This window comes from Bacillus sp. AF23 (assembly GCF_020861455.1).
Taxonomy (GTDB): domain Bacteria; phylum Bacillota; class Bacilli; order Bacillales; family Bacillaceae; genus Bacillus; species Bacillus halotolerans.
Genome location: NZ_JAJHVY010000013.1, coordinates 18100 through 37090 on the forward strand (window position 1 = coordinate 18100; position 18991 = coordinate 37090).

The window sequence follows — 18991 nt, forward strand, 5'->3', positions numbered from 1 at the left end:
GTGATTATGAAAAAGTCCGGTAAATGGTTCTCGCTGGCCGCCGCTCTGAGTGTGACGGCAATTGTCGGAGCCGGCTGCAGCATGTCAAATGGAGATGCTCAAAAGGGTACGAAAACCACTGCAGAATCAAAACAGACAGAAGAAAAAACAGCTGACAGCAAAAAAACAAATACGCAGGACAGTGAGTTCTTATTGGAAAGCAAGTTTTTCAATAACATTAAAAAAGTGGACGGCCTGGAAACCATTCAAAATCCAAAAAATATCCTCGCCCTTGTCAATAAGCAATACGCACTGCCAGGAGACTATGAACCTAGCGATCTAGTTATCCCTGATGTCGAGTTTTCTTTTGAAGAGAAAATACAAAAGCGATACATCAGAAAGGAAGCAGCAGACGCATTAAAAACGATGTTTGACGCTGCGAAAAAGGATGGCTATGAGCTGGCAGCCGTGTCAGGATACCGCTCGTATGACAGACAGCAGGTTATCTTTAAAAATGAAGTAAACTTAAAAGGGGAAAAGAAAGCAAGAGAAGCTGTCGCATATCCTGGTGAAAGTGAACATCAAACAGGTCTGGCAATGGATATTTCCAGCCGAAGCAACGGTTTTGAGTTAAATGAAGCGTTCGGCAGCACCGAAGACGGAAAATGGGTGCAGAACAATGCATATAAATATGGTTTTATCATTCGCTACCCTAAAAACAAAGAAGACATCACGAAGTACGAATACGAACCATGGCATTTGCGTTATGTAGGCAAAAAGGCTGCAAAGGTTATGCATGAGAATGACTTAACATTAGAAGAATACTTTGAAAAAGTGAAGAAGATATAAAATAAAAACCCGCTTACCATTGGTTAAGCGGGTTTTTCCATTAAAAAAAGAATAAACCGGCGAGCGCCACACCTGTAATCAGCCCAAGGCCAATACCGTATGCGGCTCCATAGCCAAATCCGTAGCCGCCCCAATATCCATAGCCAAATCCGCCTCTTGGGCCCCCTGAAGTAACTGGAGCAATAAAGACCTTGCTGTTGGTTACCCGTGTAATTCTGCCTACGTGGACTCTGCCGTTTCTTTCTGTAATTCTAGCAACTTTTCCTTGGTGCTGGCGGCAGATATGATAGTATTTTTCCAATATAATTCCCTCCTAATCCGTCTTTCTATCAGCTTATGATAGATAAACAAAAAAGGTTGGACGAAAAGAGGGGGTGAAGCGCCGTTTTACTTGTATGCGATAAAGATACAATGACCCATATACTCGCTGTATGCCTGCATGAGGTCATAATGGGACTGAAGCGTTTCATAGTAGATAGGAGCGATTGCTTGCGATACATCCATTTCTGTCGTCGGTTCAAATTCCATATCTTCCGGCAAAAGGGTGATCGTTTCTGTTTTCTGAAATCCATGGGAATGAATCGATTCCATCCACTCCGATTCGTTATAAAGCTTTGTAAAGCCGTAAAAGTCCATCATTTGCTTCTTTTCCCGCGGAGGCATCGCCTTTTTAAGCGCCGCTTCAATACCGATCAGCATTCCGCCCGGCTTCAATACCCTATTAATTTCTTGAAGGGAGGATGTCAGATGGGAAAAACTGAGGACGGATTCGGACAGGACGCAGGAAAAGGATGCCGAAGAAAACGGAAGATGTTCCAGCTCTCCAAGATATGCAGGGATGGCCAGCCCTTCATTTGCAAATCTTTTTTTCGCCTTCTCAAGCATGACAGGGTCTTTATCAACGACTGTGACAGGATAAAGCAAATGTCCTAAATAAGCCGCAGTTTGCCCCGTCCCGCATCCGGCATCAAGAATCGGCTGATCAGGCGGAGGTGCCGCTTTTTGCAATACGGCTTTTGAAAAAGCAAGCCCGCCTGGATGTGCACCTGAAACACCGAATAAGGACAGCATTTCTAAATATCGGCTCAAAATGGTATCCTCCTTTTTCGTTATTATATGTCGTGAAAAGACATAGGTTTATGAAACGATAAAGAAGGGCGGATCTCTATATTTTCTGCTCCGAGTTGACGAATAGGAAATCGTCCATGATAATAATGTAAGAAGAAAAGGTGGTGTTTAATTGAAACGGCAATTGAAACTGTTTTTTGTTGTGCTGATCACTGCGGTTGTCGCTTCAGCGCTGACTTTATTTATTACGGGCAATTCAAGCATTCTGGGCCAGAAATCAACAAGCGCAGGAGATAGTAAGTTCGATAAATTAAATAAAGCGTATGAGCAAATCAAAAGTGATTATTACAAGGAAACAAACGATGACAAATTAGTAGACGGAGCAATTAAAGGAATGATTGAGTCTCTGGACGATCCTTACTCTACCTATATGGATCAAGAGGAAGGAAAATCATTCGAAGAAAGCATTTCTGCATCCTTTGAAGGAATAGGAGCGCAAGTAGAGGAAAAAGACGGTGAAATCCTTATTGTTGCGCCGATCAAAGGTTCACCTGCTGAAAAAGCCGGAATCAAACCGAAGGATCAAATCCTGAAAGTAAACGGTAAAAGCGTAAAAGGCATGAATGTAAATGAAGCCGTCGCTTTAATCCGCGGCAAAAAGGGCACAAAAGTGAAGCTTGAGCTGAACAGAGCGGGAGTGGGAGAGATTGATCTTTCCATTAAGCGCGATACGATTCCTGTTGAGACCGTCTATTCTGAGATGAAAGAAAACAATATCGGTGAGATTCAAATCACTTCTTTCTCTGAAACAACTGCTAAAGAGCTGACAAGTGCGATCGACAGTTTAGAGAAAAAAGGTGCCAAAGGATATATTTTAGACTTGAGGGGCAATCCGGGCGGCTTAATGGACCAGGCGATTACAATGAGCAATCTGTTTATTGATAAAGGTAAAAATATCATGCAGGTTCAGTACAAAAATGGCTCAAAAGAAGTCATGAAAGCGGAAAAAGAACGAAAAGTCACCAAGCCGACTGTCGTTTTAGTAAATGACGGAACAGCGAGCGCTGCAGAAATCATGGCCGCTGCCCTTCATGAATCGTCAGGCATTCCGTTAATTGGAGAAACCACATTCGGAAAAGGCACAGTGCAAACTGCAAAAGAGTATGAGGATGGCTCAACAGTCAAACTGACAATGGCCAAATGGCTGACTGCTGACGGTGAATGGATTCATAAAAAAGGCATCAAGCCGCAAGTGAAAGCAGAGCTTCCTGATTACGCGAAGCTCCCATATTTGGACGCTGATAAAACGTACAAATCAGGCAATACAGGCACTGAAGTCAAAGTCGCTCAGCAAATGCTGAAAGCACTTGGCTATCAGGTGAAGGTAAACAGTACGTATGATCAAGATTTTGTATCAGTCGTCAAACAGTTCCAGAAAAAAGAGAATCTGAAACAAACAGGCGTGCTGACTGGCGATACCACAACAAAACTAATGACAGAACTTCAACAAAAACTGTCAAATAATGATACGCAAATGAAAAAAGCAATTGAAACGCTGAAAAAAGAAATGTAAAAAAGCCATACGCGGCTACCGCGCATGGCTTTTTTTAAGCACCCTTCTGATTCGGATTCGGTTCAGTTTTTTTACCAAATAAACCTTCTTTGACTGAATTTGAACCTGCTCTTTTTACAAACAGCGGATTGAGAATGATTACAGCGATGATATTGGCGGACAATCCCCAGAAACCTTCATAAATGCCGTGTGCAGATTGAGTGATATACACAATAAACGTAACCGCAAGGCCGGCTAATAATCCGATCACTGTCGCCTCTCTCGTTTGGTTCTTCCAGAATAAGCTGACGGCAATCGCCGGGAAAATCTGCACCATACCGGAAACGCCTAAAAGCTGAAGCGTTACTAAGGCAGTCGGGAACAGCATTCCAAATAGAAGAGCAAGACCGATCACGACAAACACCATAGAACGTGTAATAAGGGTCAGTTTGCTTTGTGACACATTTGGATGGATCAAGTCACGGTATAAGTTATTGGCAAATAAATTCGATGCTCCAATAGCCATGATCGAACAAGGGATCAATGAAGCTAGGGCGATAGTGGCGTATGCAAAACCTTGTGCCACGCCGCCGTAAGACGTCTGAATCAGATGCAGCAGCGCCAGTCTTGGATTTGTATCTTCCGGCAGCACAAGAAAAGCGATAAAACCAAGGAAAATAACTAAGATTAAAACGATATTATAAAGCGGCAAAAACATGCTGTTTTTTCTAACTGCATCGGCACTTTTCGCCGTAAATACACCTGTAGCGGCATGCGCCCACATAAAAAGTGCCAAGGCGGATACAATAGATGCTGTAATAAACCAAGGGATGCCTTTTGGGCCCTCTGTCGGTATCGTCAGCATTTGCGGCGCTTCCTTCACCAATGTATCAATCATCGGCGTCCAGCCGTTGAAATGAATAAGAGGGAGGGAAACGACCATAAACAGCATAATCACCCATACTAAAATATCTTTAATAATGGCTGTAAAAGTAGGCCCTTTAATCCCGCTGAAAAACGTGTAAAGAGCAACTAGAATGAATGAGATGATCACAACGAACTTTACGTTGATATAGCCAGTGCCCGCCACCTGAAGCGTATCTTGAATTCCGCTAAGCTGAAGACAGATATATGGGATAAGCATCAGGACACCGACAATTGCAACGAGACTTGCCAACAGCTTGCTGTCAAAACGTTCCCGCGTATAATCAGCGAGAGTTGTTAATTTGTGAATTTTTGCAACTTTCCAAAGTTTCGGCAGGAAGAAATAGGCGATAAAATAAGCCAATACGGAGTAAGGAATAGCAAAAAATGCAACACTTCCGCCTGTGTAAGCCGTACTGGTCAGGCCTAAGAAAGTATATGCCGTGTAAAGGTCAGCGCCTACTAAAAACCAAACGAGAAGACCCCCAAAACGTCTGCCGCCGACAGACCATTCTTCCACCGAGGTTCGCGATGATTTGTCTCTGCCGGCGAGAAATCCGATACAGACAACAGTTAATACGATAATAGCCGTAATCATAAGTGCAGTGAGATTTCCTTGCATCATTCAATTCCTCCATCTTTTTTTTGCACCAGGTAAATGCCAAACGAACATACCGGCGTAATAATAATCCACAGCAGCAGCCAAAAATGGAAAAAAGGAAGGCCGAAAATAATCGGTTCGATTCGATTCACAAACGGCAAAAGTGCAAGCTGAATGAATGGTAAAATGATGAGTATAACAATAAGTGCTTTTTTAACCATTTACTTTCCTCCTGAAAGATGATAATGCTCACTATATTAGCAGTTGTAAGATAAGATCACAAGATAATTATTAGAAAAAAATGATTTTTTCAATTATTTAATTAAATCACATGGTTTGCATCCTGCACATTATAGGGTTAAAATAATAAATATCTCGAAATCAAGATAATTTAGGAGTGAAAAGATGAAAACAGAAGGATTGCATCATGTCACAGCATTTGCCAGAGATCCGCAAGAAAATTTGCGATTTTATACAGAAGTGCTCGGGCTTCGGCTTGTCAAAAAAACAGTGAATTTCGATGACCCGGGAACATATCATTTTTACTTTGGGAATCAAAATGGAGATCCAGGGACCATTATTACCTTTTTCCCGTTTCAAGGAAGCGGGCAGGGGACGGTAGGGAAAGGCCAAGCCGGCCGGATTTACTTTTCAGTCCCTAAAGGCTCTCTGGCTTTCTGGAAGGAACGCCTTCAAAATAATGGACTGAATGCAGAGGAGAAAATGCTATGCGGGGAACATGCGCTGATCTTTGATGATACAGAAGACCTTCCGTTAGCAATCATGGAAGACGGCGAAAGCGGAAAAAGCGAGTGGACACCTGACGGCATTTCAGAACATGAAGCCATCACCGGAATGAGAGGCGTGCTGCTGTACTCCTATGATCCGCAAGCAACGATTCAATTGTTAGCGGAAAGCTTCGGATACAGCAAAGTAGCGGAAGAAGATCAGATCGTTAGACTGAAATCCGCAGCGGCTGTCGGAAACGTGATTGACGTTCATTTGCAGCCGGAAAAAAGAGGCGTCGGCGGTTATGGAACAGTTCATCATATAGCGTTTCGGACAACGAGTGAGGAGCAGGCCAAGTGGCAGCCGATGATTGCTGAAAAACATCTCCCTTCATCAGAAATTCTGGACAGGGAGTATTTCACATCAATTTATTTCAGGGAAAAAGGCGGCATCCTATTTGAGATTGCCACAGATGAACCAGGCTTTATGACAGATGAAACGTTTGATGAGCTGGGGACATCCTTAAAGCTGCCTGAATGGCTGGAGCAACACCGCAAACAAATTACAGATATTTTGCCTGAATTGTAGGAGGGGACATGATGAAGCATATTTTTGAAAAAGGGACATCTGATAACGTCTTACTGCTGTTACATGGAACTGGTGGAAATGAGCATGATCTCCTTTCATTGGGCCGTTTTATAGACCCGGATGCTCATTTGCTGGGTGTCAGGGGATCAGTGCTCGAAAATGGAATGCCGCGCTTTTTCAAACGCCTTAGGGAAGGTGTATTTGATGAAAAGGATCTCGTTGAGCGGACAAAAGAATTGAAAGATTTTATCGACGAGGCGGCACAAACGCATCAGTTTGACCGGAGCCGAGTGATTGCAGTCGGCTACTCAAACGGCGCAAATATCGCGGCGAGCCTGCTTTTTCATTATGCGGATGTTTTAAAGGGGGCTATTCTGCATCATCCTATGGTGCCGATACGGGGGCTTGAGCTTCCCGATATGACAGGGCTTCCTGTTTTCATTGGGGCGGGAAAATATGATCCGCTTTGCACAAAGGAAGAATCGGAAGAGCTTCATCGCTGTTTGCTTGACAGCGGGGCATCTGCTTCTGTTTTTTGGCAGGATGGGGGCCATCAGCTCACACAGCATGAAGCTGAACAGGCTCGCCAATGGTACAAAGATACGTTTCAATAAAAAAACCTTAGTCCGTGTTTATACGGACTAAGGTTTTTCTTAGATTTACAGCCAGGTTGATACTTTTGATAGAGGCAAGCGGTTGCTTTGATGTGCAGGTTTCACTGCTTTCCCGATAGAAATAAGCATCACCGGAACATAGCGCTCGCTGATATCAAATTCCTTTTGGAACTGCTCCTTATTAAATCCTCCGATTGCGCAGGTGTCATAACCTTTCGCTTTTGCGGCAATCATAAGCTGCATAGCAGCCAATGAAGCATTTAAGAAAGCGGAATCGCGTGCGAACTGTTCACTTTGGTAAGCACCGTTAATTTGGCCAAGAAGCGTTTGTTTGATTTCATCCGTAATGAAACCTTGGTTTGCCAGTTCAGCGTAAACGTCTTCACCGTTTTCATTCGCTTTTAGATCGCCTAAAATGGCAACAACAGCAGAAGATTCAACAATTTGTTTTTGATTATATGCTACAGGCAGAAGAGCCGCTTTTGATTCATCGCTGTGGAAAACTGTAAAATGCCAGTGCTGCAGATTCCATGCAGAAGGCGCTTTAGTGGCGAGCTCCAAAAGATCAGTCAGTTCCTCTTTAGAGATCGGGGCATTCGTATCATATTCCTTAACAGATGCCCGTGCTTGCAAAATGTCCAGAGTATCAGTCATAATGTTTCCTCCTTCGGGTAAACGTGGTATGATAATAGAAAAGTTAGAAGCTTACTAAATGTAACTTGAAAGATAATTTTAATGGATCAGTGAAAACTTGTCAAACAATAGATGAAGGGATGAAGACTAGTGGGAAATACAATGTGCCCTAAAATGGAGTCAGCTTTCTCATTGCTGGGAAAACGATGGAACGGTCTGATCATCCATGTACTAATGGATGGGCCGAAACGATTTAAAGAGATAACGGAAACCATACCGATGATCAGCCAAAAAATGCTGGCAGAGCGCCTTAAAGAGCTAGAGCAAAACGAAATTGTTGAACGCCGGGTTCTACCCGAGACACCGGTAAAAGTGATCTATACGCTGACTGAAAAAGGAACCGCGCTGCAAGCTGTATTTCAAGAAATGCAAGCGTGGGCCGATCAATTTTGTGAGCCTGGTGTTACAGTGTGCGAAGAAGAGAAATAATGGAAAGTAACAGAGCATCCGCAGAAAGGGTTTGTTTCAGTGAGAAAGTCATGTAAGTGGGTCATACCGTTTACATGACTTTTTATTTTAGGAGCCATGTTATGAATCAGCTTTTATTTTACATATATAAAAAGAGATGTTAGGATGATGTCAACATACAAAAATAGGAAAGGGTCCTTCCGTGAAAAAGTTACTAATAGCTATCCTGTTGTTAATGGGAATCATCATTTATCTTGTTGTTCAAATCAGCAAACCGGAACTCTATCTGCCTGAATTTTATATATACGATCAAAACCCTGTCAGCTTTCATTGGAATTACATAGGCATCGAAACTGGTTATAAAAAGGGAGACCCTGATTCTATCCATCAAATCTGGATCACACCGTTATATTTCGTTTTGCTGGCTGTTTTCATTCTGGTTATTTCTGCTTTTTTGAAAAAGAAATAAAAAAAGAGAGGTCTTGAATAAGGATCTCTCTTTTTTTATTTCATTGACTGGCCATTTGCTAAGTGTAAAGCAGATGAAGAAGTTTCACCATCTTATAACTTACCATTCAAAAATTGTGCCTCGCCGAGCCCGAAACTCCAATCAGCATCACCGTTTTCCGTAATGGAAACCATTAGGTCTTCCGGGGAAATACCGCATTCTGCTTCTAGTTTTTCTGCCAGCAAGGCATATAATTTCTCTTTTTGGCTCTTTGTTCTTGTTTTACTTGTAATGCTGATCACGATCAAATCCTTGCTTCTATGAAATCCTAATCCGGTATCGTGAATCACGAGCTCATTCGCGGGGTGCTGGTGCACAATTTGATATCGGTCACTCTCCGGCACGCCAAACGCTTCTGCCATCGCGTGATGAGCAGTGTCTAATAGCGATTGTAATGCTTTTTGATCACGGCCTTCTATCAGATCGAAACGTAATAATGGCATTTGAATTCCTCCTTTTGTGACACTGATTTTATCAGCATGTTATCACATTGTTTTGTTATCTGAAGCCAATCGATAGATAAAAACATAACATATAACCAATAATTGATCAATATATAACTATGTTGTTGTCTGACAGCCTATGAAATCATAAATATTATTGGCAGTAATTGATTAGGAGATAGCATGAAATAATAGTTGATCAAAAGATGACAATTATATCACCACGAAGATCCTATTTCACCAAAAATGAAAACGCTTTCTAACAAACATCCGGAGATATTGTCAAAAACAACATGAGTATGGAGGTTAGCCATGCCGATTTTTATCATTGCTGCCGGGGTTTTTATTTTGTTATTTCTGACGGTTTGAGCATGAAGGAAACGTTTCAAACATGGACGCTGCTCACAACGGTCCTCTCGGTAACAGGACTGGGCTGTGGTTTATTGGCCGGACTATTTTTGTAATAATGCTTTATCAGTAAAAATCAATATAACAATAGCCCAATCGTTTTTCTTCCTGGATGAATATCTTATATATAGGCAGACATAAAGGAGGAAATAATCATGTACCCTCAACACTCATATTATCGCGGGAACCCAGGGCCGGCCGGATACCCGGAACGAAACCCTTTTTTGTTTGGCGCTCCTTTAGTCGGCGGTTTATTAGGCGGTTTTCTTGGGAGTGCTCTTTTTAACTATCCGCGTCCCTATGCGTATCCGCCTGTTCCTTACGGTTACGGAGGTGCGCCATACGGCCCCGGAGGACCGTATGGCGGAGGTTATCCCGGTTTCTATTAGCAAAAACGGCCTGCTTCTGTGCAGGCCGTTTTTTATCGCATAATTTCTACCTCGGACATATTGTAGTCCTGCTGTTTATGAAACATGACTTCCAGATGGCCGTCTTTATATACGGCTTTCGTTCCTTTCCGCTTGACAAGACAGGGAAGATTTACTTTTTTAGGATGGGTCAAACCCGGGAAATGTTCAATCAGTAATGTATGAGATGTATGTTTAATTTTGAGCTGTTCCAGCTGGCTTTCATTTACTGAAACCTTTACAAACACATGGTCTGCAGTTTCGAATATATCGATATCAGGTTCGGTGCGCTGTGTTTTTTCTTTAGTCGGGAGAGGATCGCGAAATGGAAATTGAGCCGCGTAATCACTTCCGAACACACTTTCCATTACACTGTTTACATAATGCTCAACCTCTTTTGGATCGGCCTTTTTTAATGCTTCCTTGGAAAATTGATTTTGGAAAGGAAAGTACTTGTTCCACTCAAACATCTTCGTCACACCTTTCTTCACGGACAAAATAGTATATGCCTGCTCGATCTTTCACGTGATATAATATAAGATGCTCTAAAGAAAGGCAGGGACAAAATATGCATCAATCAGAAACAAAAAAAGGCGTTCTTTACACAGCCGTTTCCTTTACGATGTGGGGGCTGTTTCCGCTTTATTGGAAGCTTCTTGAACAGCTGCCGGCACTTGATATTTTAGCTCACCGTATCATTTGGTCTTTTGTTTTTATGTGTATCGTGCTTTTTTTCTTGCGTCAATGGAAAACGGGGTGGCATGAGCTGCGGTCTTTAAAAAAGAACGGAGGCATACTATCTTTATTTCTCGCTTCAATTCTCATTTCGGTTAACTGGTTTGTATACATATGGGCTGTCAATCATGGATTTCTGCTTGAAGCAAGTCTTGGCTACTACATCAATCCGCTTGTGTCAGTTCTTCTCGGCATTTTGTTTTTAAAGGAAAAGCTGAATCGCCTTCAATTGGTTGCAGTTTCGATAGCGGCAGCCGGCGTTATTATTTCTGCGTTTCAATACGGCTCCATTCCGTACATCGCGCTGCTGCTAGCATTCAGCTTCGGCTTATACGGATTTACCAAAAAAAGAACAAGTCTTTCAAGCGCTATCGGTTTAACGCTGGAGACATTCATGATTATGCCGATTGCATTGGGGTATTTGCTGCTTAGCGGCCATATTCAGCCTGCGGGTGCAGAAAGCGGAGGGGCATGGGTGCTTCTCTTTTTTGCGGGTGTGTTTACCGCGCTGCCGCTCTTATTGTTTGCTGAAGGGGCAAAGCGGCTGCCGCTGTATCAAGTCGGTATATTGCAATATATTGCACCGACCATCACCTTGCTGATCGGGCTGTTCATTTACCATGAGCCATTTTCAAGCTCGAAGGCATTTACCTTTGCCTGTATATGGGCTGCATTAGTCTTGTTTACGTTTTCACAACTGAAATGGAAACGGGCATCAAAAAGCCATTGAGCCTTTGGCTTTTCAGTTTGAGTATATATTATGTATAATCATTTCATGTATGTAAGACATAAAGGAGCAGGACGATGGACAATGATATAGAAATAGTAAAAGCATACGCCTCGCTATGGAACAGCCGCTCTTTCTCAAACGAAGATGCAGAAGCGGTTACAGAGGCAATTGATCTTGAGCTTTTGGATAAGAGAACACATCCGAGACTCCGTAAACCTATGCTGGAAAAATATTACGCTGCTATACAGCGCATTGTGAATTCACAGCTGGAACCGGCTGTCAAATATCAACTGGTCAAATTACATACAGAACGCGTACAGTATTTAAAAGAAGAAAGAGGGGAGCAATTATGAAAGCAATCATAAAAGAAGATGTGCAAGCATCTTTAGAACGATATGCGGACCGCCCTGTATATATCCATTTAGAAACCACAACCGGTTCTTACTCGGCACATTTAAATGAAAAAAACATGACGGTTGTTGCTTATATACGCAATGCGAAGGTAACCTATCATCAAGCTAAAATCAAAGGGAGCGGGCCTTACCGGGTCGGCTTAAAAACAGAAGAGGGCTGGATTTATGCTGAAGGCCTGACTGAGTACACAGTGGATGAAGAAAACCGCTTATTAATGGCAGGACACTTGCCGGGCGGAAAACTGGCAATTTCACTTCAAATCAGTGAAAAACCGTTCACAGTTTAAAGAAAAGGGTGAAAAAATAATGAAAGAACACGTGCTTGTAATCCTGCCTCACCCTGATGACGAATCATACGGTGTGGCGGGTCTGATTGCTTTAAACAGAAAAAAAGATGTGCCCGTTACATATGCTTGCGCTACGTTAGGCGAAATGGGCAGAAATATGGGAGATCCATTTTTTGCTAATAGGGAAACCTTGCCATTATTAAGAAAACAAGAGCTTATCAACGCCTGCAAAGAAATGGATATTAATGATTTGCGAATGCTCGGACTTCGGGATAAAACGCTTGAGTTTGAAGACGATGAATATTTAGCTGATATCATGGAAGAAATCATAGATGATGTAAAACCAAGCTTAATTGTCACATTTTATCCGGGACATGGCGTGCACCCTGACCATGATGCATGCGGGGAAGCGGTCATCCGGGCATTGTACCGCAAAAAGAAAGAAGACCGTCCGCGCACACTATGCATGGCTATTACACGCAATAGGGAAGAGGTGCTTGGCGAAGCAGACGTCGTACTTGATATCAAAGAAGTGGCAGATATTAAAATGAACGCGTTAAGAGCTCATCGCACCCAGACGGAAGGTATGCTCCGAGAGCTTGAGGAAAAACTGAAAAACAATGAACCTGTTATGGCAACATGGTTTGAAGAAGAAGTGTACTGGACATATCAATGGAATGATTAAAAAAAAGAAGGTATAAGGCCCTTGAGGGGACCTTATACCTTTTTTAATTTCAAGTCAGATGCAATCGCTGATGCAAGAGTAGATCTCAGTGAGATGTCCTCAAAAGACAAACCGAGCTGAACCGCGGTTTGCGCAATTTCCGGGCGGATCCCCGATAATGTGGATGAAACGCCGATCAAACGCAGCGCCTCAATCAGATTGAACAGCTGGTGGGCAACCATGGTATCAATTACCGCTACTCCGGACAAGTCAATGTAAAGCTGCGTCACCTTTTTTTTCGCACATTGATTTAATGTATTTTCCATGATCAATTTAGCGCGGACGGTATCAATATCACCGATTAACGGAAGCAGTCCCACACTGTGGAACAGCACGATCACCGGCGCGCTCAATTCAGTGATCATATCCTTTTGGGCTTGAAGCTGAAGACTTGTGTTTTTGTACATTTCTTCTATAAAAATATGAATCACAAGATCAAACGCCTTAATAAGAGTGTGATACAAATCCTCGGCTTCTTCGCTTTTCACGGTATCCTGATTGATATGAACAAAGTCCTTCATATAGGAAATATACAAGTCTCTCACTCTGACAAACTCACGGATAATATAGTGGATAGGCGTTTTTAAATGCTCCTGATCCTGAGTGACTTCAAATGCCCAGGCTTTTAGAATGGGCAAGTATACCTCTTCTTCATCTATAAAGATACGGCTGATCTTATAATTGAAAGCAAGATTCTGGCTCTTTAAATTTTTAATGACGGCCGGGTCTGTTGATGCATAGATTGAATTCGGATCAGTTTCCTCGATTGTTTCATACCATGTAGAACTTATTTCTTCTGCATGCTGAGACAGATACTCATATAATCTCTGATTTTGTGCCATATCATATCACCTCTTTTAAAATTCCTGTTTCAATAAATAACGCTTCTGCAGTTTAACCAGCCTGAAAAACAGCCCGACTGCTCCTGCCGCTAGCCCTGCAATTAACCCGATCCAATAACCGAACGCGCCAAGTCCTGTAAACGTGCCGACCGCATAACCGACAGGAAGGCCGATAACCCAATAAGAAATAAAAGCGGCTGCAAGTGTATAATTGACATCTTTATATCCTCTGAGGGCGCCCTGAATAGGTGCTGCCACAGCATCGGAAAGCTGAAAAAACAGCGCGTAAATTAAAAAGTGCTGCGTTAGCCGGAGGACATCCTGATCAGAGGTGTACATACCTGCGATTTGCTCTCTGAATAAAAGGATACAGGCAGCTGTTAACAAAGAAAAGCCTACTGCCATCATGATGCCGATAAAGCTGTAAGAGCGAGCGTCTTTAAAACGAGCTGCTCCGGCCTCAAACCCGACAACTATCGTTAAAGCCATGGACACGCTGAGCGGCAGCATATATAAAAGTGACGCAAAGTTCATGGCGGCCTGATGGGACGCGATGGTCACTGTATTGAAATGGCTCATCAGCAAAGTGACAGCCGCGAAGATGCTCGTTTCAAAAAACACGGCAAATCCGATCGGCAGTCCGATTTTCAGCATATTTTTGCACGCTTCCCAAGAGAACTTATACATGGTAAGGAAAATGCCATATTCAGAAAACGGCGCTGCTTTATGAATGATGATAAAACTGATGATACAGATGCACCAATACGTAAGCGCTGATGCAATTCCGGCGCCGACTCCGCCAAGGGCAGGCATGCCGAATTTTCCGAAAATAAATACGTAGTTTAACACAAAATTAATCGGCAGTGAACATAGTGTAATCATCATGGTCACTCGTGTTTTTCCTAATGAGTCAATGAACGATCTCAAAACGGTGTAAACAAATAAAGGAAAAATCCCCAAAGATAAAAACCCTAAAAAGTGCTTAGCAATGTCATATACGTGTGCCTCAAGGTTCAACCGGGACAGAACAGGATCAACTATTCCATATCCAACCGCTAAAACGGCGATGCTTAGAAGCGCGGCCACATACACAGCCTGTAAGACAGTAAAGGGAATTTGTTTGGTTTTATCAGCACCTAATAGCTGTGCGACAATCGGAGTGACTGCCATTAATATACCTGCCAGTCCAGTATAGACAGGCGTCCAAAGACTTGATCCAATGGCCACACCGGCTAAATCGGCGGCGCTGACTTTCCCTGACATCACCGTATCTAAAAAGGTCATGAGAGAAAGCCCCGCCTGAGTGATTAAAATCGGAATTAAAATGTGCAAAAGCTGTTTTATCTTTTGTCCGGCGTTTTTGGTTTCTTTCATGCATTGATCCCCGTTTCTTTATCATAACGAGAGAAATTATAACATTTTATGTATAAAAAGCAATGAACGCCTGGCCTATTCTTTTTTTGTCGGTTTCGTTTTTCTAAACATTTGGGCATAAATAAAAGAAAGCGAAATAACGCCTAAAAAGGTGCAGATATATTGAATGATTCTTTCCATTTCCATTCTTTACATACCTCCTTTACCAATAGAATGTACATCAATAAGATAAGCATGCGTGCAAAGTTGAAAATATGAAAAGGAGATGAAGGCCCATGCATTATGAACAGATGACAGAAAGTGTATTCACGGCAAAGATACAATCGCATTTAGAACAGATATTAGGGGATGCTTCTCTTATTTTGAAAACGTTACACGAAAAAGATCAATGCCTCCTTTGTGAATTGGATGACTTGGGACGTATTTTTCAGAATATGCACGGCATTGCCTCATCTTTTTATTTGCAATCATATATTGAACAATTTACACCGTCATTTGTGGAACTGGCCAAGGCGATTAAAAATTTATCGGAAAATAAGCATGGCGCGTTAATTGTCATTGAAAGGACAGACCCGGTTGACAAATTTATTCAAAAAGGAACATCGCTTCATGCAGAAATCAGTGCTTCATTAATTGAAAGCATCTTTTTCCCGGGAAACCCTCTTCATGACGGCGCTTTATTAGTGAGGGATCATACACTCGTCTCAGCCGGAAACGTTCTCCCGCTGACGACACAAGAAGTGGATATTCATCTGGGGACCAGGCACCGGGCGGCTTTGGGGATGTCTGGATATACAGATGCGCTTGTGCTGGTTGTTTCTGAGGAAACAGGCAAGATGTCGTTTGCGAAGGACGGTGTGTTATATCCGCTCATCTCACCGAGAACATAAAAATATACAAAAGGACCCGAACAGCTTTCGTATCATGAGACAAAATGACTGGAATAGAACTCTTTTTTAAAAGCATTCATGCCATACTGAATGCTTTTTTTCTTGGAAATAGAAAGTCGGGAAATGTAACCTAGTATAAAAGTTACATTGAATTAATATTAATCAACTTAAATACTTTACCTGATTTTGTATTTATAGTACCGTATAAAATATTACATAAATTTTAATGGAAGGGTGTGCCGCATGGCTAATGTATTAATGATTGGTTTTCCGGGAGAGGGCCATATTAATCCGTCTATCGGTGTAATGAAGGAGCTGAAATTACGAGGAGAGAACATTACTTACTATGCAGTAAAGGAATATGAAGAAAAAATCACCGCGCTTGATATTGAATTTCGTGAATATAACGATTTTAGAGAAGATTATTTCGGAAAAAACGCAACTGGTAATGAGGAAAGAGATTTTGCCGAAATGATATGCGCCTTTTTGAAAGGGTGTAAGGACATCGCCACCCATATTTATAATAAAGTGAAAAACGAATCATATGATTATGTCATATATGATCACCATTTCCTGACCGGTAAAATCATTGCCAATCTGCTGAAACTGCCTAGATTTTCATTATGTACGACCTTTGCGATGAATGAGGATTTTTTAAAGGAAATGATGGACACCTTCAATAGCAGACCATTTGAAGACTCACCTTATTATGAATCCTATCAGCAGCTCGCAGAAACCTTAAATGCCGAGTTTCAAGCGGGCATTACCAAGCCGTTTGACGTTTTTTCGTCCGATGGAGATTTGACGATTGTCTTTACATCAAGAGAATTTCAGCCAATGGCTGAGCAATTCGGGGAAAATTATGTTTTTGTTGGTCCTTCAATTGCAAAAAGAGCCAAAAGCAATGACTTTCCATTCGATCAGATTGACAATGAAAACGTGCTGTTTATTTCTATGGGAACTATTTTTAATAATCAAAAAGAGTTTTTCAATCAATGTCTCGAGGTGTGCAAAGACTTTGACGGAAAAGTTGTGCTGTCCATTGGGAAACATGTTAAACAAAGTGAGTTAAACGATATTCCTCACAATTTTATTGTGCGCCCGTATGTGCCGCAGCTTGAAATTCTAAAAAGAGCCAGTTTGTTTGTCACCCACGGCGGAATGAACAGCACAAGCGAAGGCTTGTATTTTGAAACACCGCTCATTGTCATTCCGATGGGAGCTGATCAATTCGCTGTCGGAAAACAGGTGGAACAAGTAGGTGCGGGGAAAGTGCTGAAAAAAGAACAGTTGTCTGAAAACCTTCTGAAAGAAACCATTCAAGAAGTGATCAGCAATCCTGTTTATGCTGAGAAAGCAAAAGCAATTGGTCAGTCACTGAAAGCAGCAGGCGGTGCTGAAAAAGCTGCCGACAGCATTCTTGAATATGTTAAACACAATACTCAATCAGCTAACGCATAGTGTATACAGCCTGTTCATTTGTAATGGACAGGCTTTTAACTGTTTCGGAAAGCTGGGCAGAGTTGCAGTCAGAAGAAGGGATTTGACACTTTGATAGAGAATTGAAAGAAAAACAGACAGGAAAGGAGGGAAATCTGCTTCTTTCATCAGCATAAACCAATCATTTTACCCCCGCTTAAATAGTTCCTTAGACTTTCGATAAACCTATACAAATTATGTAAAGTATTAGGTGTTTATCTAAAGGTTTAAGGTCGAACGAAGCTGAATTTGCTGCCGATCTATATAAATTAGTTTATAACGCTAAAAAAGTGACGATAAAACGTATGTGTGCCATTTTTGGAAACAGAATACTAATTATTTCTGTTTGTCTCATAAAAAGTTTAGGAGGTTAAATGAATGAAAAAGAAGATCATAGCCGGCTTGGCTGTTTCCGCTGTTGTTGGGTCATCGATGGCAGCAGCACCCGCGGACGCAAAAACGATAAAGGTGAAAAGCGGTGACTCTCTTTGGAAACTTTCGCGCCAGTATCATACGAGTATTTCAGCACTGAAATCAGAAAACAAATTGAAATCGTCAATGCTTTATGTCGGCCAAAGCCTTAAAGTTCCTGAAAGCAGCAAAAAAAGCAAAACATCCCCATCAAACTCAAGCAAAACGTCAACATACACCGTAGCATATGGTGATTCCTTATGGATGATTGCCAAAAATCATAAAATGAGTGTTTCAGAGCTTAAAAGCTTAAACAGCCTGAGCAGTGATTTGATTCGTCCCGGCCAAAAACTGAAAATGAAAGGGACAAGCAGTTCAAATGGTTCGAATGGGCAGAAAAAAAGCAACGGTTCAAATTCTGCAGGCTCATCAAAAGGTACATATACTGTAAAGCTTGGTGATTCTCTGTGGAAAATCGCAAACAGTTTAAATATGACGGTGGCCGAATTGAAAACCTTAAATGGCTTAACATCAGATACACTTTATCCTAAGCAAGTATTGAAAATAAAAAAAGGCAGCTCATCCAATAGCGGTAGCAGCGGTTCCAAAAAGCCGTCAAACTCAAATTCTTCAAAAACAACTACATACAAAGTGAAATCAGGTGATTCGTTATGGAAGATTGCGAATCAGCTGGGCGTCACTGTGCAAAGTATTCGTGATAGAAACAATTTGTCTAGCGATGTGCTGCGAATCGGACAGGTTCTCACGATTTCAGGAACGACTAAATCAAATCATTCCAATAAGACAGTTCCGAAAGACAAACCAGGATCAAACGTTCAAATAGGAACAAAGATTGACAGAATGATAACGGAGGCAAAAAAATATGTCGGTGTTCCGTATCGCTGGGGCGGAAATACGCCTTCCGGTTTCGATTGCAGCGGTTATATTTATTACCTCATTAATAAAGTATCATCTATTTCAAGGCTGAGCACGGCAGGGTACTGGAATGTGATGCAAAAAGTCAGCCAGCCGTCAGTCGGAGACTTTGTTTTCTTTACGACGTATAAATCCGGACCGTCTCACATGGGGATTTACTTGGGCGGCGGCAATTTTATTCATGCAAGCTCCGACGGTGTGGGCATTTCCAATCTCAGCAATTCGTATTGGAAACAGCGCTACCTGGGAGCACGAAGCTATTTTTAAACTTTGAGCATCGACATTAGACAGACGGGGCGTTTGGGCAGACGTCCTGCTGCCCTAATGTAAAAGCCTTTTAAAAGGCTCAGGCTGTCGAGAAAATCTCGACAGCCTTTATTTTTCCTTAAAATATCCATT

Annotated in this window: 23 protein-coding genes and 1 pseudogene; 15 read left to right on the forward strand and 9 right to left on the reverse strand. The window is 42.0% G+C overall.

The features are described 5' to 3' along the window. The first annotated feature begins 6 nt into the window (after positions 1-6). On the forward strand, positions 7-828 hold the full coding sequence (locus LNN34_RS04570) for a M15 family metallopeptidase (RefSeq protein WP_229042818.1): 822 nt from the start codon (positions 7-9) through the stop codon (positions 826-828). 40 nt (positions 829-868) lie between these two features. Here LNN34_RS04570 and LNN34_RS04575 read toward each other — a convergent pair whose 3' ends face one another. Both LNN34_RS04575 and LNN34_RS04580 read right to left on the reverse strand, forming a co-directional pair. Then, positions 869-1129 (reverse strand): hypothetical protein, encoded by a 261-nt coding sequence (locus tag LNN34_RS04575; RefSeq protein WP_044155510.1) that lies wholly within the window; start codon positions 1127-1129, stop codon positions 869-871. An 86-nt stretch (positions 1130-1215) separates the two neighbouring features. Then, a complete protein-coding gene (locus tag LNN34_RS04580; protein ID WP_044155511.1) occupies positions 1216-1917 on the reverse strand; it encodes a class I SAM-dependent methyltransferase in 702 nt (233 codons plus the stop codon). A gap of 151 nt (positions 1918-2068) precedes the next feature. On the opposite strand from LNN34_RS04580, the gene LNN34_RS04585 reads away from it, so the two are divergent. Next, a complete protein-coding gene (locus LNN34_RS04585) occupies positions 2069-3469 on the forward strand; it encodes a S41 family peptidase (protein ID WP_044155514.1) in 1401 nt (466 codons plus the stop codon). 34 nt (positions 3470-3503) lie between these two features. On the opposite strand, the gene LNN34_RS04590 is transcribed toward LNN34_RS04585, so the two are convergent. Both LNN34_RS04590 and LNN34_RS04595 read right to left on the reverse strand, forming a co-directional pair. Then, entirely contained in the window at positions 3504-4994 is a 1491-nt protein-coding gene (locus LNN34_RS04590; RefSeq protein ID WP_229042824.1) for a sodium:solute symporter family protein, read from the reverse strand. Next, positions 4994-5194: a DUF3311 domain-containing protein gene (locus LNN34_RS04595; RefSeq protein WP_044155515.1), complete on the reverse strand. Its 201-nt coding sequence runs from the start codon at positions 5192-5194 to the stop codon at positions 4994-4996. Before LNN34_RS04595 ends, LNN34_RS04590 begins: the two co-directional genes overlap by 1 nt. Before the next feature lie 184 nt (positions 5195-5378). On the opposite strand from LNN34_RS04595, the gene LNN34_RS04600 reads away from it, so the two are divergent. Both LNN34_RS04600 and LNN34_RS04605 read left to right on the forward strand, forming a co-directional pair. Beyond that, positions 5379-6290 carry a ring-cleaving dioxygenase gene (locus tag LNN34_RS04600; RefSeq protein WP_044155517.1) on the forward strand — a complete coding sequence of 304 codons (912 nt, stop codon included), beginning with the start codon at positions 5379-5381 and terminating at the stop codon, positions 6288-6290. An 11-nt stretch (positions 6291-6301) separates the two neighbouring features. Continuing rightward, positions 6302-6904, forward strand: a complete 603-nt coding sequence (locus LNN34_RS04605; protein WP_044155519.1) for an alpha/beta hydrolase — start codon at positions 6302-6304, stop codon at positions 6902-6904. A 45-nt stretch (positions 6905-6949) separates the two neighbouring features. Here the strand turns inward: LNN34_RS04605 and LNN34_RS04610 are convergent, their stop codons facing one another. Beyond that, positions 6950-7558, reverse strand: coding sequence for a nitroreductase family protein (locus LNN34_RS04610; protein ID WP_024121749.1), 609 nt, complete (start codon positions 7556-7558; stop codon positions 6950-6952). Between the two features lie 129 nt (positions 7559-7687). Here LNN34_RS04610 and yodB point away from each other — a divergent pair, with 129 nt between their 5' ends. Beyond that, positions 7688-8026 carry a transcriptional regulator YodB gene (gene yodB, locus LNN34_RS04615; RefSeq protein ID WP_024121748.1) on the forward strand — a complete coding sequence of 113 codons (339 nt, stop codon included), beginning with the start codon at positions 7688-7690 and terminating at the stop codon, positions 8024-8026. A 181-nt stretch (positions 8027-8207) separates the two neighbouring features. Next, positions 8208-8474, forward strand: coding sequence for a hypothetical protein (locus LNN34_RS04620; RefSeq protein ID WP_044155522.1), 267 nt, complete (start codon positions 8208-8210; stop codon positions 8472-8474). A gap of 92 nt (positions 8475-8566) precedes the next feature. Here the strand turns inward: LNN34_RS04620 and LNN34_RS04625 are convergent, their stop codons facing one another. Then, a complete protein-coding gene (locus tag LNN34_RS04625; protein WP_059293283.1) occupies positions 8567-8956 on the reverse strand; it encodes a tautomerase family protein in 390 nt (129 codons plus the stop codon). A gap of 362 nt (positions 8957-9318) precedes the next feature. Here LNN34_RS04625 and LNN34_RS04630 point away from each other — a divergent pair. Together LNN34_RS04630 and LNN34_RS04635 are read left to right on the forward strand one after the other, a co-directional pair. Then, positions 9319-9420: pseudogene (locus LNN34_RS04630) on the forward strand (transporter); the annotation flags it as partial. 99 nt (positions 9421-9519) lie between these two features. Further along, positions 9520-9753: a hypothetical protein gene (locus LNN34_RS04635; RefSeq protein ID WP_044155524.1), complete on the forward strand. Its 234-nt coding sequence runs from the start codon at positions 9520-9522 to the stop codon at positions 9751-9753. A gap of 32 nt (positions 9754-9785) precedes the next feature. Here LNN34_RS04635 and LNN34_RS04640 read toward each other — a convergent pair whose 3' ends face one another. After that, entirely contained in the window at positions 9786-10241 is a 456-nt protein-coding gene (locus LNN34_RS04640; protein ID WP_059293281.1) for an Hsp20/alpha crystallin family protein, read from the reverse strand. A gap of 98 nt (positions 10242-10339) precedes the next feature. Between LNN34_RS04640 and rarD the strand changes: the two genes are divergently transcribed. From rarD to bshB2, 4 genes are all read left to right on the forward strand, one after another. Next, positions 10340-11236 (forward strand): EamA family transporter RarD, encoded by an 897-nt coding sequence (gene rarD / locus LNN34_RS04645; RefSeq protein WP_099043040.1) that lies wholly within the window; start codon positions 10340-10342, stop codon positions 11234-11236. 74 nt (positions 11237-11310) lie between these two features. Continuing rightward, entirely contained in the window at positions 11311-11589 is a 279-nt protein-coding gene (locus LNN34_RS04650) for a hypothetical protein (RefSeq protein WP_044155530.1), read from the forward strand. Further along, the gene (locus LNN34_RS04655) at positions 11586-11936 is read left to right on the forward strand and encodes a YojF family protein (RefSeq protein ID WP_010334594.1); all 351 of its coding nucleotides are present in this window, start codon (positions 11586-11588) and stop codon (positions 11934-11936) included. The genes LNN34_RS04650 and LNN34_RS04655 overlap by 4 nt, the downstream gene beginning before the upstream one ends. Positions 11937-11955: 19 nt before the next feature. Beyond that, the gene (gene bshB2, locus LNN34_RS04660; protein ID WP_024121739.1) at positions 11956-12621 is read left to right on the forward strand and encodes a bacillithiol biosynthesis deacetylase BshB2; all 666 of its coding nucleotides are present in this window, start codon (positions 11956-11958) and stop codon (positions 12619-12621) included. A gap of 32 nt (positions 12622-12653) precedes the next feature. On the opposite strand, the gene LNN34_RS04665 is transcribed toward bshB2, so the two are convergent. After that, positions 12654-13502 carry an STAS domain-containing protein gene (locus tag LNN34_RS04665; RefSeq protein ID WP_229042820.1) on the reverse strand — a complete coding sequence of 283 codons (849 nt, stop codon included), beginning with the start codon at positions 13500-13502 and terminating at the stop codon, positions 12654-12656. 15 nt (positions 13503-13517) lie between these two features. Continuing rightward, the gene (locus LNN34_RS04670) at positions 13518-14876 is read right to left on the reverse strand and encodes an MATE family efflux transporter (protein WP_044155533.1); all 1359 of its coding nucleotides are present in this window, start codon (positions 14874-14876) and stop codon (positions 13518-13520) included. Positions 14877-15151: 275 nt separating this feature from the next. On the opposite strand from LNN34_RS04670, the gene cdaS reads away from it, so the two are divergent. The 3 genes from cdaS to LNN34_RS04685 all read left to right on the forward strand — a co-directional run bounded on the left by cdaS (position 15152) and on the right by LNN34_RS04685 (position 18859). Further along, positions 15152-15766: a sporulation-specific diadenylate cyclase CdaS gene (cdaS, locus tag LNN34_RS04675; RefSeq protein ID WP_059293277.1), complete on the forward strand. Its 615-nt coding sequence runs from the start codon at positions 15152-15154 to the stop codon at positions 15764-15766. Between the two features lie 243 nt (positions 15767-16009). Further along, complete coding sequence (locus LNN34_RS04680) at positions 16010-17227, forward strand: macrolide family glycosyltransferase (RefSeq protein WP_229042822.1); 1218 nt, start codon at positions 16010-16012, stop codon at positions 17225-17227. Between the two features lie 396 nt (positions 17228-17623). Further along, entirely contained in the window at positions 17624-18859 is a 1236-nt protein-coding gene (locus LNN34_RS04685) for a LysM peptidoglycan-binding domain-containing protein (protein ID WP_059293275.1), read from the forward strand. Positions 18860-18991: the final 132 nt, after the last annotated feature.

Bases quoted from the DNA above. Each gene is read 5' to 3' on its own strand.
- LNN34_RS04570 (WP_229042818.1), top strand. From the start codon at position 7: ATGAAAAAGTCCGGTAAATGGTTCTCGCTGGCCGCCGCTCTGAGTGTG.
- LNN34_RS04590 (WP_229042824.1), bottom strand. From the start codon at position 4,994: ATGCAAGGAAATCTCACTGCACTTATGATTACGGCTATTATCGTATTA.
- LNN34_RS04595 (WP_044155515.1), bottom strand. From the start codon at position 5,194: ATGGTTAAAAAAGCACTTATTGTTATACTCATCATTTTACCATTCATT.
- LNN34_RS04600 (WP_044155517.1), top strand. From the start codon at position 5,379: ATGAAAACAGAAGGATTGCATCATGTCACAGCATTTGCCAGAGATCCG.
- LNN34_RS04605 (WP_044155519.1), top strand. From the start codon at position 6,302: ATGAAGCATATTTTTGAAAAAGGGACATCTGATAACGTCTTACTGCTG.
- LNN34_RS04610 (WP_024121749.1), bottom strand. From the start codon at position 7,558: ATGACTGATACTCTGGACATTTTGCAAGCACGGGCATCTGTTAAGGAA.
- LNN34_RS04625 (WP_059293283.1), bottom strand. From the start codon at position 8,956: ATGCCATTATTACGTTTCGATCTGATAGAAGGCCGTGATCAAAAAGCA.
- LNN34_RS04635 (WP_044155524.1), top strand. From the start codon at position 9,520: ATGTACCCTCAACACTCATATTATCGCGGGAACCCAGGGCCGGCCGGA.
- LNN34_RS04640 (WP_059293281.1), bottom strand. From the start codon at position 10,241: ATGTTTGAGTGGAACAAGTACTTTCCTTTCCAAAATCAATTTTCCAAG.
- rarD (WP_099043040.1), top strand. From the start codon at position 10,340: ATGCATCAATCAGAAACAAAAAAAGGCGTTCTTTACACAGCCGTTTCC.
- LNN34_RS04650 (WP_044155530.1), top strand. From the start codon at position 11,311: ATGGACAATGATATAGAAATAGTAAAAGCATACGCCTCGCTATGGAAC.
- LNN34_RS04655 (WP_010334594.1), top strand. From the start codon at position 11,586: ATGAAAGCAATCATAAAAGAAGATGTGCAAGCATCTTTAGAACGATAT.
- bshB2 (WP_024121739.1), top strand. From the start codon at position 11,956: ATGAAAGAACACGTGCTTGTAATCCTGCCTCACCCTGATGACGAATCA.
- LNN34_RS04665 (WP_229042820.1), bottom strand. From the start codon at position 13,502: ATGGCACAAAATCAGAGATTATATGAGTATCTGTCTCAGCATGCAGAA.
- LNN34_RS04670 (WP_044155533.1), bottom strand. From the start codon at position 14,876: ATGAAAGAAACCAAAAACGCCGGACAAAAGATAAAACAGCTTTTGCAC.
- cdaS (WP_059293277.1), top strand. From the start codon at position 15,152: ATGCATTATGAACAGATGACAGAAAGTGTATTCACGGCAAAGATACAA.
- LNN34_RS04680 (WP_229042822.1), top strand. From the start codon at position 16,010: ATGGCTAATGTATTAATGATTGGTTTTCCGGGAGAGGGCCATATTAAT.
- LNN34_RS04685 (WP_059293275.1), top strand. From the start codon at position 17,624: ATGAAAAAGAAGATCATAGCCGGCTTGGCTGTTTCCGCTGTTGTTGGG.